This is a genomic window from Kitasatospora sp. NPDC089509 (genome assembly GCF_044749365.1).
In the GTDB taxonomy this organism is placed as follows: Bacteria; Actinomycetota; Actinomycetes; order Streptomycetales; family Streptomycetaceae; genus Kitasatospora.
In genome coordinates this window covers 363,147-382,288 of sequence record NZ_JBIVHS010000004.1, presented here as the reverse complement: position 1 = coordinate 382,288, position 19,142 = coordinate 363,147, and the positions used below count along the sequence as shown (strand labels likewise).

Annotated in this window: 14 protein-coding genes; 10 read left to right on the top strand and 4 right to left on the bottom strand. The window is 71.9% G+C overall.

Features of this window, described 5'->3' with window-relative positions; genetic code table 11:
- Window positions 1-186 precede the first annotated feature (186 nt).
- From ACIP4P_RS11415 to ACIP4P_RS11385, 7 genes are all read left to right on the top strand, one after another.
- Window positions 187-942 (top strand): SDR family oxidoreductase, encoded by a 756-nt coding sequence (locus tag ACIP4P_RS11415; protein ID WP_350511244.1) that lies wholly within the window; start codon window positions 187-189, stop codon window positions 940-942.
- A 74-nt stretch (window positions 943-1,016) separates the two neighbouring features.
- Window positions 1,017-2,669 (top strand): alpha/beta hydrolase, encoded by a 1,653-nt coding sequence (locus tag ACIP4P_RS11410; protein ID WP_400916936.1) that lies wholly within the window; start codon window positions 1,017-1,019, stop codon window positions 2,667-2,669.
- Window positions 2,670-2,813: 144 nt separating this feature from the next.
- Window positions 2,814-3,479, top strand: coding sequence for a 2-oxo-4-hydroxy-4-carboxy-5-ureidoimidazoline decarboxylase (locus tag ACIP4P_RS11405; protein ID WP_400916935.1), 666 nt, complete (start codon window positions 2,814-2,816; stop codon window positions 3,477-3,479).
- Window positions 3,480-3,775: 296 nt separating this feature from the next.
- On the top strand, window positions 3,776-4,156 hold the full coding sequence (gene sdhC, locus ACIP4P_RS11400) for a succinate dehydrogenase, cytochrome b556 subunit (RefSeq protein WP_350503491.1): 381 nt from the start codon (window positions 3,776-3,778) through the stop codon (window positions 4,154-4,156).
- 8 nt (window positions 4,157-4,164) lie between these two features.
- Window positions 4,165-4,656 (top strand): succinate dehydrogenase, hydrophobic membrane anchor protein, encoded by a 492-nt coding sequence (sdhD, locus tag ACIP4P_RS11395; RefSeq protein WP_350511246.1) that lies wholly within the window; start codon window positions 4,165-4,167, stop codon window positions 4,654-4,656.
- A 51-nt stretch (window positions 4,657-4,707) separates the two neighbouring features.
- Window positions 4,708-6,450, top strand: a complete 1,743-nt coding sequence (gene sdhA, locus ACIP4P_RS11390) for a succinate dehydrogenase flavoprotein subunit (protein ID WP_400916932.1) — start codon at window positions 4,708-4,710, stop codon at window positions 6,448-6,450.
- Window positions 6,450-7,220 carry a succinate dehydrogenase iron-sulfur subunit gene (locus ACIP4P_RS11385; RefSeq protein ID WP_350511248.1) on the top strand — a complete coding sequence of 257 codons (771 nt, stop codon included), beginning with the start codon at window positions 6,450-6,452 and terminating at the stop codon, window positions 7,218-7,220. Before sdhA ends, ACIP4P_RS11385 begins: the two co-directional genes overlap by 1 nt.
- A 62-nt stretch (window positions 7,221-7,282) precedes the next feature.
- Here ACIP4P_RS11385 and ACIP4P_RS11380 read toward each other — a convergent pair whose 3' ends face one another.
- Together ACIP4P_RS11380 and ACIP4P_RS11375 are read right to left on the bottom strand one after the other, a co-directional pair.
- Complete coding sequence (locus tag ACIP4P_RS11380) at window positions 7,283-8,899, bottom strand: hypothetical protein (protein WP_400916930.1); 1,617 nt, start codon at window positions 8,897-8,899, stop codon at window positions 7,283-7,285.
- A gap of 100 nt (window positions 8,900-8,999) precedes the next feature.
- Complete coding sequence (locus ACIP4P_RS11375; RefSeq protein WP_400916929.1) at window positions 9,000-9,257, bottom strand: SCO4848 family membrane protein; 258 nt, start codon at window positions 9,255-9,257, stop codon at window positions 9,000-9,002.
- Window positions 9,258-9,398: 141 nt separating this feature from the next.
- On the opposite strand from ACIP4P_RS11375, the gene ACIP4P_RS11370 reads away from it, so the two are divergent.
- Complete coding sequence (locus tag ACIP4P_RS11370) at window positions 9,399-10,601, top strand: D-alanyl-D-alanine carboxypeptidase family protein (protein ID WP_400916927.1); 1,203 nt, start codon at window positions 9,399-9,401, stop codon at window positions 10,599-10,601.
- 19 nt (window positions 10,602-10,620) lie between these two features.
- Here ACIP4P_RS11370 and ACIP4P_RS11365 read toward each other — a convergent pair whose 3' ends face one another.
- Together ACIP4P_RS11365 and ACIP4P_RS11360 are read right to left on the bottom strand one after the other, a co-directional pair.
- Window positions 10,621-11,553, bottom strand: coding sequence for a YihY/virulence factor BrkB family protein (locus ACIP4P_RS11365; protein WP_350511251.1), 933 nt, complete (start codon window positions 11,551-11,553; stop codon window positions 10,621-10,623).
- A 36-nt stretch (window positions 11,554-11,589) separates the two neighbouring features.
- The gene (locus tag ACIP4P_RS11360) at window positions 11,590-12,600 is read right to left on the bottom strand and encodes a glycosyltransferase family 2 protein (protein ID WP_400916925.1); all 1,011 of its coding nucleotides are present in this window, start codon (window positions 12,598-12,600) and stop codon (window positions 11,590-11,592) included.
- Between the two features lie 135 nt (window positions 12,601-12,735).
- Here ACIP4P_RS11360 and ACIP4P_RS11355 point away from each other — a divergent pair, with 135 nt between their 5' ends.
- Together ACIP4P_RS11355 and ACIP4P_RS11350 are read left to right on the top strand one after the other, a co-directional pair.
- A complete protein-coding gene (locus ACIP4P_RS11355; protein WP_400916923.1) occupies window positions 12,736-16,308 on the top strand; it encodes a CDP-glycerol glycerophosphotransferase family protein in 3,573 nt (1,190 codons plus the stop codon).
- Between the two features lie 302 nt (window positions 16,309-16,610).
- Window positions 16,611-19,133, top strand: a complete 2,523-nt coding sequence (locus ACIP4P_RS11350; protein WP_400916922.1) for a CDP-glycerol glycerophosphotransferase family protein — start codon at window positions 16,611-16,613, stop codon at window positions 19,131-19,133.
- The last annotated feature ends 9 nt before the right edge of the window (window positions 19,134-19,142 follow it).

The window sequence follows — 19,142 nt, the reverse complement described above, 5'->3', positions numbered from 1 at the left end:
ACGCCCGAATCGCCCAAGTACGTCCAGTACGAGGCCGACTCGGGCGCACGCCCAGCCGGGCGCCCAACGCCGCGCGCTGATCCGCCAAGATCGGCCGGACAGGACCTAGGGGCCAACCCCTCCGGCGGCGCGCGGAGGCGGTTGAGATGATCGGGTGAACGACCGGATGAGCCCCAGGGAGTGGCAATGACCGAGCAGAAGGTGGCCGTGGTCACCGGTGCCAGCAGCGGGATCGGCGCGGCGACCGCCCGCCGGCTGGCCGCCGAGGGCTTCGAGGTGGTGCTGACCGCCCGCCGCACCGAGCGGATCGAGGAGCTGGCCAAGGAGATCGCCGGGCGGGGCGGTTCGGCGAGGGCGGTCACGGTGGACGTCACCGACCGGGCCGCCGTGGACGCCTTCGCGGCCGAGGTCGGCCGGGTGGACGTCCTGGTGAACAACGCCGGCGGCGCGATCGGCGCCGAGAGCGTCGAGCACGGCGACCCGGCCGACTGGCGGGCCATGTACGAGGTCAATGTGCTCGGCGTGCTGCACATGACCCAGGCACTGTTGCCCGCCCTGCGCGCCACCGGCGACGGCACCGTGCTGGTGCTCTCCTCCACGGCCGCGCTGGCCGCGTACGAGGGCGGCGGCGGGTACGTCGCGGCCAAGCACGCCGCCCACACCATCGCGGCGACGCTGCGGCTGGAGCTGTGCGGGGAGCCGATCCGGGTGATCGAGATCGCGCCCGGGATGGTGAAGTCCGAGGGCTTCGCGGTCACCCGTTTCCGCGGTGACGAGGAGAAGGCCGCCGCCGTGTACGCGGGCGTCGCCGAGCCGCTGACCTCCGAGGACATCGCGGACACCGTGGCCTGGGCGGTGACCCGTCCGGCGCACGTGAACATCGACCTGCTGGTGGTCCGCCCCCGGGCGCAGGCCGCCAACCACAAGGTCCACCGGGGCTGACCCCCGCCGCGGCCAGGCGGGCGGCCCGACACCCCGATCGAACACGTGTCGTACACGAGTGGTACACACATGCGATGACGATCTTCCGGGCCGCCCGCCCACGGGTGCTGCTGACCGCCCTGGCGGCCGGCACCCTGCTGCTCACCGCCGCCTGCAACGACACCGCCCCGACCGCCCAGGACAAGGCCACCGGCACCGGCGGCGCCACCGCCCCCGCCGCCACCGGCCCCGCCGCCACCCCGACCCCGAAGCCCAAGGGCGAGGCGGACCCGGCCCTCAAGGCCTTCTACGGCCAGCAGATCACCTGGACGGACTGCCCGGCCGACCCCAAGGCCGCACAGGCGAAGATCGACACCTCCGGCATGCAGTGCGGCAAGCTGCACGTCCCGCTCGACTACACCGCCCCCGCCGCCGACGCGATCGACCTCGCGCTGATCAAGTACGGGGCGGCCGACCACGGCAAGCGGATCGGCTCGCTGATGGTCAACCCCGGCGGCCCCGGCGCCTCCGGCGTCGAGATGGTCAAGTACGGCGCCAAGGACTTCGAGGGTGCCCTGCACGACCGCTTCGACGTGATCGGCTTCGACCCCCGCGGCACCGGCGACAGCTCACCCGTGACCTGCTACGACGACAAGCAGCTCGACGAGGTCAACCAGACCGACGCGCCGGACGACCCGGCCCAGCGCAAGGCCGCCCACGTCAAGCAGTCCACCGACCACGCCGCCGCCTGCCAGGCCAAGTCCGGCAAGCTGCTGCCCTTCGTCGGCACCCGCAACACCGCCCGCGACCTGGACGTGCTGCGCGCCGTCGTCGGCGACCGGAAGCTCAACTACCTCGGCATCTCCTACGGCACCTACCTCGGCGCCCTGTACGCCGAGGAGTTCCCGCAGAACACCGGCCGGCTGATCCTCGACGGCGCCGTCGACCCGGCCGAGGACACCCTGGACCACGGCATCGACCAGCAGGTCGGCTTCGAGAAGTCCTTCGAGCGCTTCGCCGCCGACTGCGTGGAGAACCACGCCACCGAGTGCCCGCTCGGCAAGGACAAGAGCAAGGCCGCCAAGAAGGCCGCCGACTTCCTGGACGGCCTCCACGACAACCCGCTGACCACCAAGGACGGCCGCAAGCTCGGCCGCGACATGGCCTGGACCGGTGTCATGTCGCTGCTCTACGGCGACGAGACGACCTCCTGGCAGTACCTGCGCAACAGCCTCGGCTGGGCCATGATGCGCGACAAGGGCGACTACCTGATGGCCTTCGCCGACGACTACAACGGCCGCGACCAGAACGGCCACTACAGCCCGATGGACGAGGCCAACACCGCGATCAGCTGCGCCGACGCCGCCCGCCCCGCGCCGACCCCGGAGCACGCCAAGCAGGCGGTCGACCGGCTGCTCGCCGAGGCGCCGCTGCTCTCCAAGGGCGCCACGGTGGACGACTTCACCGAGCCGGGCTGCGCCTACTGGCCGTTCAAGACCCAGGAGAAGCCGCACACCATCCGGGCCGAGGGCGCCGCCCCGATCCTGGTGGTCGGCAGCACCGGCGACCCGGCCACCCCGTACGCCTCCGCCGAGCAGCTGGCCAAGGGCTTCGCCAAGGCCACCCTGCTCACCCGGGTCGGCGAGGGCCACGGCGCCTTCGGCAAGGGCAACACCTGCATCGACCAGGCCATGGCGGCCTACCTGACCGACGGCACCATGCCCGCCGACGGCACCCGCTGCAGCTGAACCGCCCCGGTGGTCCGCCAAGGCCCGGCGGCCGCGCCGCCGGGCCCGTAGCGGGCGGAAGTGGGACGGAGGATGACGCAATGGTGTCAACGTCACAACTTGATAGCTCGTCCGGATGAATTCCGCGCGCGCCCTCCCCAACTGATGACCGCTCAACTACCGTTGAGGAGCTGCCGGAACGGCGCCGCGCGCCCCCCACAGCCTCCATACTTCAGCTGCTCCACCACCCCACTGGCCCCTTCCCGCCCTCACGAGGAGGACCCGCTGGCCAGCGACATCCCGTCACAGCGGCCCGACGCCAGCACCGAGCCGTCCCTCCTCGGCCTGCACCGCTTCAACGAGGCGGACGCCGGAGCCGCCGAGGAGGCGCTGCTGGCCTGTTGCGGCAGCCACCGCTGGGCCCTGCGACTCACCGCACACCGCCCGTACCCCGACATAGAGTCCCTGCTGGCCGCCGCCAGCGAGGCCTCCTACGACCTGCGCCCGGCGGACCTCACCGAGGCCCTCGCCGACGAGAGCTGGATGCCGCAGCCCCTGCTCGGCATGCGCGCCCCCGGCAGCCAGGCCGCCCACACCGCCCTGCGGGCCGCCCACGCCGCGTACGAGGCCCGGTTCGGCCACGTCTTCGTGGTCTGCCTGGACGGCGTCGACCCGGAGGAGATGCTCGACGCCGTGCTCTCCTCCATCCGCACCCGGCTGGCCAACGACCCGGACGAGGAGCGACTGATCGCGGCGGACGAACTCCGGCGGATCGCCCTCACCCGGTTGGAGCACCTGGTCGCCACCCACTCGGAGGCCGGGGCGCGCTGACACCCGGACGGGTCGAGCCGGTACGGTCGTACCGGCTCGACCCGCGTTCACCCCCCGGAGTGAATCCGACCGGACTTCGACAGCGGAGCGCGACGGAATCGACACCCAGAGTGACCAAGGGGCGCTCGGTTCCCGCTCCGCTAGGCCAGAAGTGCCTGATTGATCACACCTGGGGGCCCCGGAGGCGGTTCCCGACAAGGCGTCGATAGGATGCTGGCGGCCGGTGGACCGTACCCGGCCGGGCTGACCGACACCGAAGCCGGCCGAGCCCCCAATCGCTTCCGGAGGGTTTTTCCGTGCCGGCTGGAACGCTGTACCGCGGCCGGGAAGGCATGTGGAGCTGGGTGGCTCATCGAGTCACCGGCGTCCTCATCTTCTTCTTCCTGTTCGCCCACGTCCTGGACACCGCTCTCGTGCGAGTGTCGCCGGAGTCCTACGACACCGTCATTCAGACGTACAAGACTCCGCTCGTGAACCTGATGGAGTACGGCCTGGTGGCCGCCATCCTGTTCCACGCGCTCAACGGCCTTCGCGTCGTCGCCGTGGACTTCTGGTCCAAGGGCCCGAAGTACCAGAAGCAGATGCTGTGGACCGTCGTCGGAGTCTGGGTCGTCCTGATGGCCGGCTCCTTCTACGGCATCCTGCAGCACACGCTGATCGCCTGGTTCGGGAAGTGAGCTGACTGATGTCCACGGAATACTCCGACGCGATCGTCGTCCCCTCGAAGCAGGCGCACACCGGCAAGGGCCTCGGCACCGGTAACCCGGCCGACGCCTTCGTCATCGAGCCGCCGCGCAAGCGGACGAAGAAGACCCCGCGCCGCACCCGGACCAACTTCGAGATGCTGGCCTGGCTCTTCATGCGCCTGTCCGGTGTCGTCCTGGTCGTGCTGATCCTCGGTCACCTGCTGATCATGCTGGTGCTCGACGGCGGCGTCTCCAAGATCGGGTTCGCCTTCGTCGCCGGCCGCTGGGCCTCGCCGTTCTGGCAGGGCTGGGACCTGTTGATGCTCTGGCTCGCCATGCTGCACGGCGCCAACGGCATGCGTCAGGTCATCAACGACTACGCCGAGAAGGACTCGACCCGGCTCTGGCTCAAGGGGCTCATGGGTACCGCCACGGTCTTCACCGTGCTGCTCGGCACCCTGGTGATCTTCACCTTCGACCCCAACATCTGAGCCGCGAGCACCATCGACCATCGGCAGAGGCCAGAGGCGAGTTAACCCCCCATGCAGATTCACCAGTACGACACCGTCATCGTCGGCGCCGGCGGCGCCGGCATGCGCGCGGCCATCGAGTCGACGCAGCGCAGCCGCACCGCCGTCCTGACCAAGCTCTACCCGACCCGGTCCCACACCGGCGCGGCCCAGGGCGGCATGTGCGCCGCGCTGGCCAACGTCGAGGAGGACAACTGGGAGTGGCACACCTTCGACACGGTCAAGGGCGGTGACTACCTGGTCGACCAGGACGCCGCCGAGATCATGTGCAAGGAGGCCATCGACGCGGTCCTCGACCTGGAGAAGATGGGCCTGCCCTTCTCCCGCACCGAGCAGGGCCGGATCGACCAGCGCCGCTTCGGCGGCCACTCCCGCAACCACGGCGAGGCCCCGGTCCGCCGCTCGTGCTACGCGGCCGACCGCACCGGCCACATGATCCTCCAGACGCTGTTCCAGAACTGCGTCAAGCACGGCGTCGAGTTCTTCAACGAGTTCTACGTCCTCGACCTGCTGCTCAACGAGGGCAAGACGGCCGGCGTCGTCGCCTACGAGCTGGCCACCGGCGAGATCCACGTCTTCCAGGCCAAGTCGGTCGTGTTCGCCTCCGGCGGCACCGGCAAGTTCTTCAAGGTCTCCTCCAACGCCCACACCCTCACCGGTGACGGCCAGGCCGTGGCCTACCGCCGCGGTCTGCCGCTGGAGGACATGGAGTTCTTCCAGTTCCACCCGACGGGCATCTGGCGCATGGGCATCCTGCTCACCGAGGGCGCCCGCGGCGAGGGCGGCATCCTGCGCAACAAGGACGGCGAGCGCTTCATGGAGCGCTACGCCCCCGTCATGAAGGACCTCGCGTCCCGTGACGTCTGCTCCCGCGCGATCTACACCGAGATCCGCGAAGGCCGCGGCTGCGGTCCGGACGGCGACCACGTCTACCTGGACCTCACCCACCTGCCGCCGGAGCAGCTGGACGCCAAGCTCCCGGACATCACCGAGTTCGCGCGCACCTACCTCGGCATCGAGCCCTACACGGACCCGATCCCGATCCAGCCCACCGCGCACTACGCCATGGGCGGCATCCCGACCAACGTCGAGGGTGAGGTCCTGCGCAACAACACGGACGTCGTCCCGGGCCTGTACGCGGCCGGCGAGGTCGCCTGCGTCTCCGTGCACGGCGCCAACCGCCTGGGCACCAACTCGCTGCTGGACATCAACGTGTTCGGCCGTCGCGCGGGCATCGCCGCCGCCGACTACGCCAACGCCAACGAGTTCGTCCCGCTCCCGGAGAACGCGGACGAGCTGGTCCAGGGCATGGTCGACAGGCTGCGCGAGTCGACCGGCACCGAGTCCGTGGGGCAGATCCGTACGGCTCTGCAGGAGACCATGGACGCCAACGCGATGGTGTACCGCACCGGCGCCACCCTGAAGCAGGCGGTCGAGGACATCGCCGCGCTGCGCGAGCGCTACAAGAACGTCTCGATCCAGGACAAGGGCTTCCGCTACAACACGGACCTCCTGGAGGCCATCGAGCTGGGCAACCTGCTCGACCTGGCCGAGGTGCTGGCCGTCTCCGCGCTGGCCCGCGAGGAGTCCCGCGGCGGCCACTACCGCGAGGACTTCCCGACCCGTGACGACGTGAAGTTCATGCAGCACACCATGGCGTACCAGGAGGTCGCCGAAGACGGCAGCACCTCCATCCGCCTCGACTACAAGCCGGTCGTCACGACCCGCTACCAGCCGATGGAGCGTAAGTACTGATGAGCACTCCGACTGTGGAGCACTCGGCCGCTCTGGACGCGGTCGAGGCCGGTGTCACCCAGCTGATCACCGTCACCTTCCGGATCCGCCGGTTCAACCCGGAGGAGCACCCGGACCCGGTGTGGGTCGACTACCAGCTGACCATGGACCCGAAGGAGCGCGTCCTGGACGCGCTCAACAAGATCAAGTGGGAGCAGGACGGCACCCTCACCTACCGCCGTTCCTGCGCCCACGGCATCTGCGGCTCCGACGCGATGCGGATCAACGGCCGCAACCGGCTGGCGTGCAAGACCCTGATCAAGGACGTCGACCCAGAGAAGCCGATCACGATCGAGGCCATCAAGGGCCTGACGGTCCTCAAGGACCTGATCGTGGACATGGACCCGTTCTTCCAGGCGTACAAGGACGTCATGCCGTTCCTCATCACCAAGGGGAACGAGCCGACCCGCGAGCGCCTGCAGTCCGCCGAGGACCGCGAGCGCTTCGACGACACCACCAAGTGCATCCTGTGCGCCGCGTGCACGTCGTCCTGCCCGGTGTTCTGGAACGACGGCCAGTACTTCGGCCCGGCCGCCATCGTCAACGCGCACCGCTTCATCTTCGACTCGCGCGACGAGGGTGCCGAGCAGCGCCTGGAGATCCTCAACGACCGTGAGGGCGTGTGGCGTTGCCGCACCACCTTCAACTGCTCCGAGGCCTGCCCGCGTGGCATCGAGGTCACCAAGGCGATCCAGGAAGTGAAGCGGGCGCTGGTCACCCGCCGCTTCTGATCCCCGGCTGAACCCGCACGGAGGCCCCGCCCGATCACTCGGGCGGGGCCTCCGTCGTCGGATCAGGCCAGCGGGCCCAGGTCGTTCGCGTCGGTCCAGCCGCTGTACATCACCAGGTGCCGGTCGGCCGTGACGGCCCACAGGTCCGGCTTGCCGTCGCCGTCCGCGTCACCGGAGCTGCCGAGGGTCGGGTACTTGTCGACGGTGAAGCCGCTCGCGACGACGTCCGCCTTCGGGTTCGCGAGGGCGGAGAAGTCGAAGGTGCCGTCGGCCTTCTTCGCGATCGGGTAGGCGTGCAGGTCACCGGTGGCCCGCTCGCGCGCCCAGAGGGCCAGGTTGCCCGCCGAGTCCGGACCCGGGGCGATCACGTCGTAGCCGGCCCAGGAGCCGTCGGCGGTGAGCTGACGGGCGGTCCGCATCCGGTAAGACATGCCGGGGTTGGCGAACAGCCAGAGGTTGCCGTCCTCGACGGTCACCAGGGAGGAGACCATCCGGCTGTCCAGCGGGCCTATCAGGGCGATCTGGTCGGCCTTGTGCCAGTCGGTGGCGTAACCCGCCGGGCAGGCCGTGGCGGTGCCCGCGGCGTCCTGGCAGGAGGACGGCCGGCCGATCATGGACGGGAGCCGGGTGAACGAGGCGTAGTCCACGTTGTTGTACAGGTACAGCGCCGGCGAGCCGCTCGGGTGCATCAGCAGGTCGTCGACCGGCGCATGCGCGTTGGCGTCCCAACCCCGGTGGGCCACCTGGACGTTGTTCCAGGAGCTCTGGTTCGGCGACTGGCCGCCCTTGATCACGGCGGACGGGGTGGTGTCGCCCGAGTTGCCGCTGATGATCTGGAGGTTGCCCGCGGCGTCCGGCAGCAGGACGTCCGGGACGCCGTCCCCGTCGACGTCACCGAGCGCCTTGGGCGGGTTCTGGTTCCACGGGGCGTAGAAGGTGTAGCCCGCCCCACCGACGTTGCCGGCGTTGTCGATCACCTGGACGTTGAGGTTGTTGGTGCCCCAGTTCAGGACCCGCAGGCTCGCGGTCACGGTGCCGTCGTCCTCCGGAACGACGGCGTCGGGCGAGTCGCAGCCGCCTATGCCGAGGTCGCCCCAGCCGTACCGGACGCAGGCGACGCCGGAGGACTCGCCACCGGCCGGCACCGGGTCGGTGGTCTTGATCACGAAGGTGCCGACCTGGCCGGCGAACTTGGTGGCGGTGCCGCTCGACGGGAAGTCGGTCGAGGTGACCGTGGCGGTCGGGCTGGTGGTGTCCACGGTGAAGTGGCAGTCCGCCGAGGGGGCGGAGGTCTGGGTGCCCTGGAGGGCCCAGGCGTGCCAGGCGTAGCTGTGCCCGTCCAGCAGACCGGGGACGTTGAGGGCGGCCAGTTGGTTGAAGCCCGCCTGGGCCTCACCGGTGAACACCGGGTCCTCGGCACCGGTGGTCACGTCCCAGACACCGAACCGGGCGCCGGTGCCGGTGACCTTGACGTTGAGCGCCGGTCCGAGGACGCTCCGGCCGATCCAGGTCGGATCGGCCACTGAGTCGCAGGCCTTGGCGTGGTAGGAGTCGACCCCCTGCTTGGTGTCGGCCACGGCCGGCGCGGTGTCGGCCACCGCCGCAGTCGGGGCGAGCAGACCGGCGGCCACCGCCGCCGCGGTGACCCCGCCGAGTCTGCGGGCACGCGAAAGTGTCATGAAGATTCCCCACCCCTTGTGAGCAGCGCGTCCGGTACGCGCGTGAGAGCCGTGAGGATCTTGCCAGTGGGGGCCGACGGCGGCAACGGGGATTAGGCGGTCACTCGGTGACCGGGGTGCGGCGGCCCGCCCGCAGGCCGCGGACGCCGATGCCGCCGACCGCGATGCCGAGCAGGAAGGAGGTGACGGCGAGCAGCAGGTGGATCCAGAAGAAGGCGGTGGGCTGGGAGTGGTCGCCGTTCACGAAGGCCTGGCCGCCCGAGTCCTTCCAGAGGTTCTTGACGAAGGTGGTCCAGATGATGATCGACCAGACGCCGAAGGCGGTCAGGAACCAGGAGGTGCGGCGGCTGAGCTTCATGGGGCGGTCCTCGGCGGGGGTGGGCGGCGGTGTGCCTCCCCAGTATGCGCGGGCGGCCGATCGGCGTAGGGCGGGGCCCTCGTGCGGAGGACCCGTCCGGTGTGGCGGACGACACGGCGCCGAAGTGGGTACGGTCAGTCGGTGTCCACACCCCGTCACACCCTCGCGCAGTTGTGCGCCGCGGTCACCGCGGCCCCGGTTCTGCTCGTCGCCCCGGCGGCGGTCGCGGCCCCGCAGGCGCCGCCCCCGTCGACCGTGATCGGCGGGGAGCGGCTCGGGCTCCCCGGGGTCCAGGTCGATCCGCTGGCGGGTGCGCCGGCGCTGCCGACGGACCTCACCGGCGAGTCCTGGATGGTCTCCGACGCCACCTCGGGGGACGTACTGGCCTCCTACAACCCGCACGCCAGGCTGCCTCCGGCGAGCACCCTCAAGATCCTCTTCGCGGACACCGTGCTGCCCAAGTTCGACCGCAACACGGTGCACCGGGTCGCCGACGAGGAGATCCAGAACATCGGCGCCGGCAGCAGCCTGGTCGGCATCAAGGAGAACCTGGACTACCGGGTCGAGGACCTCTGGCGCGGGGTGTTCCTGAGCTCGGGCAACGACGCCGTGCACGTCCTGTCGCACATGAACGGCGGCATCCAGCCGACCGTCGACGAGATGCAGTCCAAGGCCGACGCCCTCCAGGCCAGGGACACCAAGGTGGTCTCCCCGGACGGCTACGACATGGACGGCCAGCTGTCCTCGGCGTACGACCTGTCGCTGTTCGCCCGTTCCGGCCTGCGCAACGCGGACTTCCGGATGTACTGCGCGACCCGGGAGGCGATGTTCCCGGGGGCCGTCGACAAGAACACCGGCCAGCGCAGCAGCTTCGGGATCGCCAACACCGACCGGCTGCTGGGCAAGTACCCGGGCCTGATCGGGGTGAAGAACGGCACCACCACCAACGCCGGCTCGACCTTCGTCGGCGCCGCCGAGCGGGACGGGCGCACCCTGCTGGTGACCGTGATGCACCCGGCCAGCTACCAGCGGGTGTACGACGAGACGGCCGAGTTGCTGGACTGGGGCTTCGCCTCGGCCGGCAAGGTGCGGCCGGTCGGCCGGCTGGTGGAGGAGAAGCAGGCCGGCGGCGAGCAGCCGAGCGGTCAGGCGGGCGGGACGGCCGGTGCGCCGCCGCCGCACTCCGCCGCGGCCTCGGCCGGGCCGGTGGCCGGGTCGGCCGGGGACGACGGGCTGGGCCCGGTCGGCTGGTCGGCCGTCCTGGTCGGCGCGCTGGTCGGGGCGGGTGCCGTGGTGGTGCTGCGGCGCCGGACGGCGAACCGCGCGGGCCGGCTCTGGAAGTGACCGCGCGGCGGCCCGGCCCTCACTCCGGGGGCCGGGCCGCCGCCGCTTCCGCCGACTCGTCGGCGGCGGCGATCAGCGCCCGGCCGTGCGCCCGGGTCCGCTCCCGGGCGGCCTCCGGGTCGGCCGTCGCCGTCCAGGCCACGCAGTACATCAGCAGCCGGCTGACGAAGTTGATCCACAGCAGCAGCGCCACCGGGGTGGCGAAGGCGCCGTACAGGCTCCGCCCGGCGACCGAGCCGAGGTAGGAGGCGAGCGCCAGTTTGAGCACCTCGAAGCCGACCGAGCCGATCAGCGCACCGCGCAGCAGGTCGCCGCGGCGCTGGTCGGTGATCCCGGGGAAGGGCGCCAGCAGGTAGGCGAAGAGCAGCATGTCGCACGCTATGGCGATCAGCACGCCGACCCCGGTCAGCAGGTAGCCGCTGCGCAGGCCGATCGCGTCGGCGATCCGCCCGGCGAGCGTGGTGCCGGCTGCGGAGACGGCCAGCGAGAACAGCGACACCAGGCCGAGGCCGGCCAGCACGGCGACGTCCCAGGCCTTGCGCAGCACCGGGTTGCCGTCCTCCTGGGGCAGCTGCCAGAGGTCCCGGATCGAGGTGCGCATGGTGTCCACCCAGCCGAGGCCGGAGACCAGCAGCAGGGCGCCGCTGACCAGCCCGACGGTGCCCGCGTTGGCCACCAGGGACGGCAGGTTGAGCGCGTCCGACAGCCCCGGCAGCTGGTCCGAGATGTGGTGCTGGAGATCGTCCACCTGTTTGCTGTTCAGCGTCGCGGCGGCGACCGCCAGACCCACCGTGAGCAGCGGGAACAGCGCCAGGAAGCCGAAGAAGGTGACGGCGCCGGCCAGCCGGTTGCCGCGGGCGGCGGAGAAGTACTCGTACACCCGGTACGGGCGGCTGCGCAGCACCCGGGCCACGAGTGGGCCGAGGACCGGAAGGCGGGTCAGGAAGTCCACCTGACCGGTTATACCGGCCCTTCCCCCGAACGGCCGTCAGGCGGCGCGTCGGCCGTTGACGAGTCGGCGGGCCTTCGCCAGGGCGCGGACGGTCTGGTACGCGGTGTAGCGGCCCTGGCCGAGCAGTTCGGTGCGCACGCCGTCCACGCCGGGCGGCGGGCGGTAGCCGGCCGGGCGCAGCCGGGCGCAGTGCGCGGCGGCGCGGCGGAAGTACTCGCGGCGGTCGCCGGCCGGGACCCGGCCGGGCTTGGCGACCACGGTGTTGAGGTGGTGGAGCATCCTGCCGTAGACGACCGGGCGCCAGTGGTCGAGGTCGGGGCGGCGGTCGAGGAAGGCGAAGACCAGGTCGTACTGGGCGAACACGTCGAAGTGCTTGCGGCTGGCGGTGGCCAGGATGTTGCCGCCCTCCTGGCGCTGCCGGTAGTGCACGCCGACCCGGTCGAGCAGGGTGATGCTGGCGGCGGCGAGCAGCGCCGGGTACGTCCAGGGGGTGTCCTCGTAGTAGCCGGCCGGGAACTCCAGCCGCTGCTCGGCGATGAACCCGCGGCGGTAGGCCTTGTTCCAGACGACCTGGAGCAGGTCGAGCAGGTCGGGGCGGGCGGCGAGGTCGAACACCTCCGGGGAGGCGGCGCCGAAGACGTGCCCGGCGGCGGCCCGGGTGATCCGGCCGTCGGCGTAGGTGCGGGCGTAGTCGTAGACCAGGACGTCCGGGTCGCCGGTGGCGGCGAGGCGGTCGTCGACGGCCTTCAGCAGGTCGGGGGTGAGGGTGTCGTCGCTGTCGAGGAAGACCACGTAGTCGCCGGTGGCGACCTCCAGGCCGGCGTTGCGGGCCCGGCCGAGGCCGACGTTCTCGGGCAGGTGGATCACCCGGATCCGGGGGTCGGCGGCCGCCGCCTCGTCCAGCAGGGCGCCGCAACCGTCCGGCGAGCGGTCGTCCACCGCGATCAGTTCGAGCTCTGGTCCGCCCTGGCCGAGGACCGACGCGAGGCACTCGGCGAGGTAGTCCTGGACCTGGTACACGGGGACGATGACGCTGAAGCGGGGCACGGGGCCCAGCGTAGTGGGCCCCGGGGGGCCGGAGCCCCGGAAGGTAGGATCGGGGGCGCACGTACGCACCGATCCAAGTGCGGTCAGACCCCCAGCGGGCTGCCACGCTCCTCCCGAGAAAGGCCTGCGTAGCCGATGGCTCCCCGCCTCTCCATCGTCGTTCCGATCTACAACGTCGAGCGCTATCTCGTCGAATGCCTGGACTCGATCGCCGCCCAGACCTTCACGGACTTCGAGTGCGTCATGGTCGATGACGGTTCGAAGGACGACAGCGCGGCGCTCGCCGAGGCGTACGCGGCCAAGGACTCTCGGTTCCGGCTGGTCCGGCAGGTGAACAAGGGCCTCGGCGCGGCCCGCAACACCGGCATCCGGCACATCGACCCGGACGCCGAGTTCCTGTGCTTCGTGGACAGCGACGACTCGATGCCGCCGAGTGCGTACGAGCTGATGATCAACACGCTGGACGAGACCGGCTCGGACTTCTGCACCGGCAACGTGCTGCGCTTCCGCGCCGTGGGCTACTACCAGTCCGGCGGGCACGTGAAGCCGTTCAAGGAGACCAAGCTCAAGACCCACATCACCGAGATCCCGGCGCTGGTCACCGACCGCACCGCGTGGAACAAGGTGTACCGCCGGTCCTTCTTCGACGCCGCGGGCCTGCTCTACCCCGAGGGCATCCTGTACGAGGACGCGCCGGTCAGCGTGCCGCACCACTACCTCGCCAAGAGCGTGGACGTGCTCTCCGAGCCGATCTACCACTGGCGCGAGCGCGAGGTCGGCGAGATGTCGATCACCCAGATGCGCACCAACCCCAAGGGCCTGGTCGACCGGGTCACCTCGGTCGAGCTGGTCCGCGGCTGGCTGAAGAAGCAGACCGAGCCGCGCTTCGCCGAGTACCTGCGCTCCTACGACGAGAACACCCTCGTCGAGGAGATCCCGATGTTCTTCTGGTCCGTCGTGGACGGTGACCAGGAGTACCGGGCCGCCTACGTCCAGAGCGTCAGCCGGCTGCTCCGGTCGATCGGCCAGGAGCAGGTCCGCAAGCTGCGCGCGCCGCTGCGGCTGAAGTACCACCTGACCCTGCAGAACCGGGTCGACGAGCTGGTCGAGCAGATCAAGTACGAGGGCGAGAGCGGCGGCGGCGTGCAGGCCCGCGGCCTGCTGCGGCCGTACGCGGACTACCCGTTCCTGCGCGGCGGGCGCAAGAGCGTGCCCGCCGGCGTGCTCAAGCTGGACAACTCGCTGGTCATCCGCAGTCGGCTGTACGAGAGCGCCTGGGTGGGCGGCAAGCTGGAGCTGACCGGCCACGCGTACCCGGAGCAGCTGGGCTCGGCGAACAAGCACGACATGGTCCGCACCCTGGTGCTGCGCGAGACCAAGGGCCGCCGGGTGATCGCGGTGCCGATGAAGACCCAGTACAGCCCCGAGGCCACCGCGAGCTGCAACCACGACCTGTACAGCTGCGACTGGTCCGGCTTCAACGTCGCCCTGGACCCGAAGAAGCTCAAGCACCGCGGTCAGTGGAAGGACGGCCACTGGCGCCTCCTGGTGGCCGGCGCGGGCAAGGGCGGGGTCTACAAGGGCCGGATCTCGGCGGGCTGGAGCGACACCGCCGAGTACGTCCCGGCGCACTGGGTCGAGCCGGACGTGCGGATAGTGCCGTGGGTCCGGGACAACTTCCTCTACCTGCACGTGGAGGTCGTCAAGGCCCGGGTGACCGGCCTGGCCGCGCACGGCGGCCGGGTGGAGGTCTCCGGTGCGGCCCGCTCCGGGGTGAGCTTCGCCGGGGCCCGGCTGCGGCTCACCCACATCGAGTCGGACCGCGAGCTGTCCTTCCCGGTCGAGCTGGGCACGCCGGTCGGCACCCTGCAGCCGTTCAGCGCGTCCTTCCCGGTGGCCGAGCTGACCGCCGTCCGCGAGTCCTGGGCGGAGCTGGACCCGGTGGCCGCCGAGCGCAGCCGCGACCGCTGGAACAGCGCGCTGGTGCTGGCCGACGGCAGCGTCGTCAAGCTGGTCTGGGACGACCGCAACGCGCCCGAGCAGCTGCACCTGCCGATCGACCGGCCGTCCGCGGACGCACCGCACCGGGCGCTCTACTCCAAGCCCTCCACCGGCGGCCACCTGCAGTTCTGCGACCAGCTGCTGCAGCCGCTGGTGGACGAGGTGTCCGCGCGCGGCGCCGACGGCTTCCAGATCGCCGGCACCTTCCCGCTGCCGGGCACCCACCGCTGGGAGCTGGTGGTCCGGCACAACTGGCGCGAGGAGGAGCACGTCTACCCGGTGGAGATCTCGGACGGCCGGTTCCGCGCCGCCCTGCCCACCGTGCCGACCGCCTCCTTCGCCGGGTCGGTGCCGCTCGTCGCCGGCACCTGGAGCGTCTTCTTCCGCCCGGTCGGGACCCCGGTGGGGGCCCTGCCGGACTCCACCGTGCTGGTCACCCCGGACTGCTTCGGCGCCCTGCCGCTGGAGGTGGAGTCCCGCGGCAAGCGGATCGTGCTGGAGCGCCGCCACCACGACGGGCTGTCGCTGGAGTCGCACTCGGCGCTGCTCCCCGAGGAGCGGTCCGGTTACCGCCAGCGCCTGCTGCGCACCGAGCGCTACCCGGCCGCCCGCCGCGAGCCGCTGCGCGACACGGTGCTCTACAACGCCGGGCAGGGCAGCGTGTACGCCGGCTCCCCGAAGGCGGTGCACGAGGAGCTGGTCCGCCGCGGCCTGCCGCTGGAGCACCTCTGGGGCAGCGACGACCTCCAGGCCGAGCTGCCGCGCACCGCGCGGGCGCTCCGGCTCTGGAGCCCGGAGTGGTTCGAGGCGCTGGCGACCGCCAAGTACGTCGTCACCAGCACCCACCTGCCCGACTTCTTCGTCCGCCGCCCCGGCCAGGTGGTCGTGCAGACCTGGCAGGGCAGCCCGCTGAAGCAGATCGGCTTCGACTTCGAGAAGGTCTGGTTCACCGACTCCAACTACCTCAAGAGCCTGGCCCGCGAGGTCCCGAACTGGAGCCTGCTGGTCGCCGGCAACAGCTGGTCGGCCCCGGTGCTGCGGCGCGCCTTCGACTACCAGGGCGAGATCCTGGAGAGCGGTTCGCCGCGCAACGACCTGCTGTTCGCGGCCGACCGGGAGAAGACCGCCGAGCAGGTCCGCGAGCGGCTCGGCCTGCCCGAGGGCAAGAAGGTCGTGCTCTACGCGCCGACCTGGCGCGAGGACCGGCGCCGTCCCAACGGCGGCTACCAGATGGACCTGCGGCTCGACCTCGCGGCGGCCAAGGAGGCGCTCGGCGGCGACCAGGTGCTGCTGGTGCGCCGGCACACCCTGATGTGCGGCCAGATCCCGGGCGCCGGCAACGGCTACATCTGGGACGTCGGCAGCTACCCCGACATGGCGGAGCTGCTGCTGATCGCGGACGTGCTGGTCACCGACTACTCGTCGAGCATCTTCGACTTCGCCGGCACCGGGAAGCCGATGCTGTTCTTCACCCACGACCTGGAGCACTACCGCGACAACCTGCGCGGCTTCAGCCTGAACTTCGAGGCCGAGGCCCCGGGCCCGCTGCTGGCCACCTCCGGTGAACTGGTCGACGCGCTCGGCCGGGTGGACGAGGTGGCGGCCGAGTACGCGGACAAGGCGGCCGCCTTCCGCGAGGCGTACTGCGACCTGGACGACGGCAAGGCCGCCGGCCGGGTGGTCGACGCGATGCTCCGCAAGGAGTAGCCACCGGCCCGCACCGAGGCGCCCGACGCGATCCGCGTCGGGCGCCTCGGCGTTTTCCGGGGGCCTCCAGGGGGACTCCGGAGGCCCACATGCGGGCCCCCGGGTGGAGCAGCGGTGCTCGAACCCGCGCTCGACTCACGAATTCCTGATGAATTTCCCACGGACAGCACAGGTGACATCTGGTGTCATTTCGGCACCGGACGCCCGGACGGCCCCGAGCCCGTCGTTATCGGTTCGGCGTCCTCTCCCGTCCGCCGCGTCCACCGCCCCGGCCGGGATCCCGTCCCCGAAAGGGCCCCGCCTTGCCCGCGCTGACCCGGTTCGTCCTGCCGCACGCCACCCCCCGTACGGCCCCCGGCCGTCCCGTCGCCGACGAGGACGTGCGGTTCGGACTGCTGCGCGCCCGCTGGCAGCGCCGCGGCCTGGAACTCACCGGCTTCGCCCGGCCGCTGGACCTGGACACCGGCCGCCCCGGCTCGGCCTGGACCTGGCTGACCCTGCGCCACCAGGACCCGGCCCGGCCGCCGCTGCACCTGCCCTCCCGCCCCCGCCGGACGCCCGAGGTCACCGACGACAGCGCCCAGTCCGCGTTCAACCACGACTGGTCCGGCTTCACCGCCCTGATCCGGCCCGCCCGGCTGCGCCGCCACGGCCGCTGGCTGCTCGGCGACTGGCGGATCGACGCCACCCTGTTCACCCTCCCCCGCCCCGGCCGGCCGCGCCGCCGGTACGGCGCCCTCGCCCCCCACTGGTGCGGCTCCGGCGAGTACCCGCCGGCCCGCTGGGTGGACCGCGACGTGCGCCTCCAGCCGTACTTCGCGGACGGCCGGCTGCACCTGCGGCTGGAACGCCCCGCCGTCCGGCTCGACCGCGCCGAACCCGCCGCCGACGGCATCCGGCTGGACGGGACCGCCGACCACTGCCCCGCCGGCACCGTGCTGCGCCTGCGGCACCGGCAGAGCGACACGGTGATCCGGCGGCCGCTCACCCGGAGCGGCAACACCTTCACCGTCGAGCTGCCGTACCGGCCGTTCACCGCCGAGGGCCGTGGCCGCGGCGAACTGGAGCACTGGGACGCCGAGTTGGTGCGCCCCGACGGCGGAGCCGAACCGCTCTGGCCGGACCGGCGCGGCGGCCCGGTGACCGGCCAGCACCCGCTGCCGGACGCCCCGGGCCGGGTGCTCTACCTCAAGCAGCTCGCCGACGGGCGGCTGCAGCTCTGCGTCCAGCCCGCGGCCGGGCTGGTCGACCGGGTCCTCGTCCGGGCCGACGGCTTCGAGCTGTCCGGCCACTGCCCCGCCCCGGCCGTCGACCGGCTGGAGCTGGTGCTGCGGCACGGCGGCACCGCCGATGCCGTCCGCACCCCGGTCGAGGCCGGACCGGACGGCCGCTTCCGGGCCCGGGTGCCCGCCACCCGGACCGGCTCGGACGGCGTCCCGCTGCCGCTGCGCAAGGGCGTCTGGACGGCCGCCCTGGAGCCCGCCGACGGCACCGGCCCGGCCCGGCCGCTGCTCGCCGCCCCCGCCGTCCTGCCCGACCTGCCGGCCGCCACCACGGCCGGCACCGCCCCCGGCGGCAAGCGGGTGCTGCTGGAGCGCCGCTGGCACGACACCCTGCTGGTGGACTCCACCCCGGTGCTGGACGCCGCCGAACGCAGCGCCTGGACCCAGGCCCGGCTGCGCGCCGAGCACTACCCGGCCGCCCGCCGCGAACCGCTGCGCGAGGCGGTGCTGTACGACGTGTTCGGCGGCCGCGGCTACGCCGACTCACCGCGCGCGGTGCACGCCGAACTCGCCCGTCGGGGAACGGCGTTGGAGCACCTCTGGGTGGTCGACGACGCCCAGGCCGCACTGCCGGCCGGGGTCCGCCCGGTGCGGGTCTGGAGCCCGGAGTGGTACCGCGCGCTGGCCACCTGCCGGTACCTGGTCGGCAACACCCACTTCCCGGACTTCCTGGAGCGCCGCCCCGGCCAGGTCGTCGTGCAGACCTGGCACGGCGCGCCGCTCAAGCGGATCGCCCACGACGTCGACAACCCCTGGCTGGCCGACCGCGGCTACCTGGCGGCGCTCGACCGGGAGACCCCGCAGTGGAGCCTGCTGCTCTCCCCCAGCCCGTTCGCCACCCCGATCCTGCGGCGCGCCTTCCGCTACCGCGGCGAGGTGCTGGAGTCCGGCTACCCGCGCGGCGACGCGCTGGCCCGACCCGACCCGCGGCTCGCCGCGGCCGTCCGCCGCCGGCTCGGCGTCCCCGCCGGCAAGCGGGTCGTGCTGTACGCGCCGACCTGGCGGGAGGACCAGCAGCGCGGCGACGGCGAGGGCTTCCGGCTCGACCTGCGGCTGGACCTCGACCACGCCCGCCGGCTGCTCGGCCCCGACCACGTGCTGCTGGTCCGCCCGCACGCCCACGTCCGGGAGCCGCTGCCGGGCGACGGCGACGGCTTCCTGTTCGACTGCGGGGACTACCCCGACCCGCAGGAACTGCTGCTGGTCGCGGACGTCCTGGTGACCGACTACTCCTCGATCATGTTCGACTTCGCGATCACCGGCCGTCCGATGTACTTCTTCACCTACGACCTGGAGCACTACCGCGACACCCTGCGCGGCTTCTCCTTCGACTTCGAGTCGGACGCCCCCGGCCCGCTGCTGCCGGACTCGGCCGAGCTGCTCGACGCGCTGCGCGCACTCGCCGACAGCGGCGCGCAGTCTCCCCCCGGGTACGCCGGGCGCCTTCGCCGCTTCCGGGCCGAGCACTGCGTCCTGGACGACGGCGGCGCGGCCCGCCGGGCGGTCGACCGGATGCTCGAACTCGGCCTGCCCGCAGGCTAGTTCAGGAGC